2 protein-coding genes are annotated in these 2687 nt (G+C 69.5%); one reads left to right on the top strand and one right to left on the bottom strand.

Annotation, left to right across the window (positions count from 1 at the left end; all coding sequences use genetic code 11):
• Window positions 1-1577: amidase family protein (locus tag ACFU99_RS40180; RefSeq protein WP_384402678.1), on the bottom strand; the 1577-nt coding region annotated here is incomplete at its 3' end.
• Window positions 1578-1823: 246 nt separating this feature from the next.
• Between ACFU99_RS40180 and ACFU99_RS40175 the strand changes: the two genes are divergently transcribed.
• Complete coding sequence (locus ACFU99_RS40175; RefSeq protein WP_384402675.1) at window positions 1824-2342, top strand: lytic polysaccharide monooxygenase auxiliary activity family 9 protein; 519 nt, start codon at window positions 1824-1826, stop codon at window positions 2340-2342.
• The last annotated feature ends 345 nt before the right edge of the window (window positions 2343-2687 follow it).

The raw sequence follows: 2687 nt of genomic DNA, 5'->3' as shown, positions 1-2687 counted from the left end.
GGCACGGACAGCGACGGGTACCCGGCGACGGCCGCGGGCGTCGAGGACGGGATGACGTCGTTGTCGCCGCGGGCGCAGTCGGTCGTCCAGGCGGGCGGGTTCGTCGGCGAGGCGATGGCGTCAAGCCGGTGGGCGGCCATGGTCTCGTCGATGGAACGCTTGGCGAGGCCCGTCAGCTCGGCCCGCATGGCCCGGTATTTCGGGTCGGTGGTCGGCGGCGCGGCGAGGGACTGCTCGAACAGTTCCTGCCCGGCGAAGCAAGTCTGCTCCGCCGGGTGGGAGCGGTTGAACTCGATCAGTTCGGCGAGGTTCCGCGGCCCCTCGCGGGTGGCCAGATAAGCGTCGATGTCCCGGTGGAATTCGCTGAGCAGCGCCGGGAACTCGATTTCGGCGATTCGCTTCTGATACGGGGGAGTGACCTCGACGACCTCGGCTCCGGCCTTACGCAGTTTCTGGGCCGTACGGGTCATGACGGCGTCCACGTCCGGCCCGAGCGAGGGCAGCCGCCACAGGCCGATCCGCTTGCCGCGCAGCCCTCCGTGACGGGTGAAATCGCCCGAGCCCGAAAGAGCTCCGGAATGTGCGACGGAGCCGACGGAGCCGACGGAACTGGCGGAACTGGCGGAACTGGCGGAAGCGGCGGAACTGTCGCCGCTGAGCACCGCGTAGGTGAGCGCGACGTCGGTGACGTTACGGGCCATGGGGCCCGCGGTGTCCTGTTCCGCGGAGATCGGCACCACGCCGTCCCGGCTGACCGGGCCGAGGCTGGGCTTGTGTCCGACCACCCCGTTCATCCCGGCCGGGCAGACGATCGAGCCGTCCGTCTCGGTGCCGATCGCGACCTGCGAGAGCGAAGCGGCGAGCGCGGCGGCGGAACCGGCGGACGACCCGCACGGATTCCGGTCCAGCACGAAGGGATTGTTGGTCTGCCCGCCGACCGCCGACCAGCCCGATGTCGGTTTCGCCGCCCGGAAGTTCGCCCATTCCGACAGATTGGTCTTGCCGAGAATCACCGCTCCCGCGTCGCGCAGCCGGGTCACGAGGGCGGCATCGGTATCCGGCGGGCTTCCGGCGAGCGCCAGCGAACCGGCCGTCGTCGGCAGGCCGCGGGTATTCACATTGTCCTTGAGCAGGACGGGAATTCCGTCGAGCGGGCCGCGGGCGCGACCGTGCCGATGTCTGGCGTCGCTGGCGGCCGCTTGGCGCAGCGCTGTCGGGTCGGTGCGCAGCACCGCGTGGATTTTCGGGTCGACGGTCTTGATCCGCCGCAAGTAGGCGCGGGTCAGCGCCGACGGGGTCAGCTCGCCCTCCGCCATACGGGCTTGCAGCTCCGGGATCGTCACCGTGTCGAGGTCGACTCCCAGCTCGCGCGACGAGGCGGCGGTCGAGAGACCGGCAGCCGAGTGATCGGTAGCCGAGAGGTCGGCGGGCGACGGATCAGCGGATGACTGGTCGGCGGGTGACGGAGTGCGGGAGCCGCCCGTCTCGGTGGCTCCCGCACTCACATCGGACATCCCCGCGAGAACGGAGCCCGTGACCAGAGCGGCGATCAGCGTGGCAACACTCCTCTTTTTCATGAGGGTCAGCGCACTACACGCGGGAGCCCCGGCGCAAGGGCGACGGGAGAGTACGGAGAGCTGTACGGGGGTTCAGGGGGTGATGGGACGTGTCGTGCATCCACCACGGATACGTTCGCGACACCTATTGACCGTGGTCAGACAACGAGTATGGTACAGACCAATCGGCTAGCGCGGTTCTGAGGTGCCACTTTCAGCCTTCCCGGCGAGTGAGGAGTGGTACCGCCCCCGCGTGAAGGAGTTGGCATGAAATCGAAACGAAGGCTGGCTGTTCTGATCGGCGCGGGCGTCGCCCCGCTCATCGCGGTGACCCTGCCCGTCGGCTCGGCGAGCGCCCACGGCTATGTGTCCTCGCCCCCGAGCCGCCAGGCCCAGTGTGCGGCGGGCACCGTGCAGTGCGGACCCATCAAGTGGGAACCGCAGAGCGTCGAGGGGCCGAAGGGCCTGAAGAGTTGCAGCGGCGGCAACTCGCAGTTCGCGGACCTCGACAATGACAGCAAGGGCTGGAAGGTCACGCCCGTCGGCAGCACCACATCCTTCAAGTGGAAGCTGACCGCCCGCCACGCGACCAGCACCTGGCAGTACTTCGCCGGCGGCCGCAAGATCGCGGAGATCAACGACGGCGGCCAGCGGCCGAACGAGACGGTCACCCACCAGGTCAACTTCGGCGGCCTGAAGGGCAAGCAGAAGGTGCTGGCGGTCTGGAACGTCGCCGACACGCCCAACGCCTTCTACGCCTGCATCGACGTCAACGTCGGCGGGTGACGAAGCCCGCGTAGCGGCTCCAGGGCCTCGCTTCCCCCGCCGTTCCACCGGCGAAGCCCGCGGACGCGCGCAGCCCCGCCCACCCGCATGGCAGCCGTCTCACCCCCCCCGAGTGCCGTTCCCCGGGACCATCCCGAGGAACGGCACTCAACGTGTCGGCCCCGGCGCGGAACGGCGGAAGGACGCTCGTACGCCCACGGCGCCACCAGGTCGGATTCTCGCCAGCAGGCGGGCGGCAGCCGGTGTTTCACTGCGTACATGACCGCCTCACAGCCGAACAGCGCCGAGCTCTTCCGCTCCCTGCACACCCCGTCCGCGCCCCTCGCGCTCGCCAACGCCTGGGAC

It is taken from the genome of Streptomyces sp. NPDC057654, assembly GCF_042800135.1.
In the GTDB taxonomy this organism is placed as follows: Bacteria; Actinomycetota; Actinomycetes; order Streptomycetales; family Streptomycetaceae; genus Streptomyces.
Note: the sequence above shows the minus strand (reverse complement) of the source record. Positions and strands in the feature narration are given on the sequence as shown.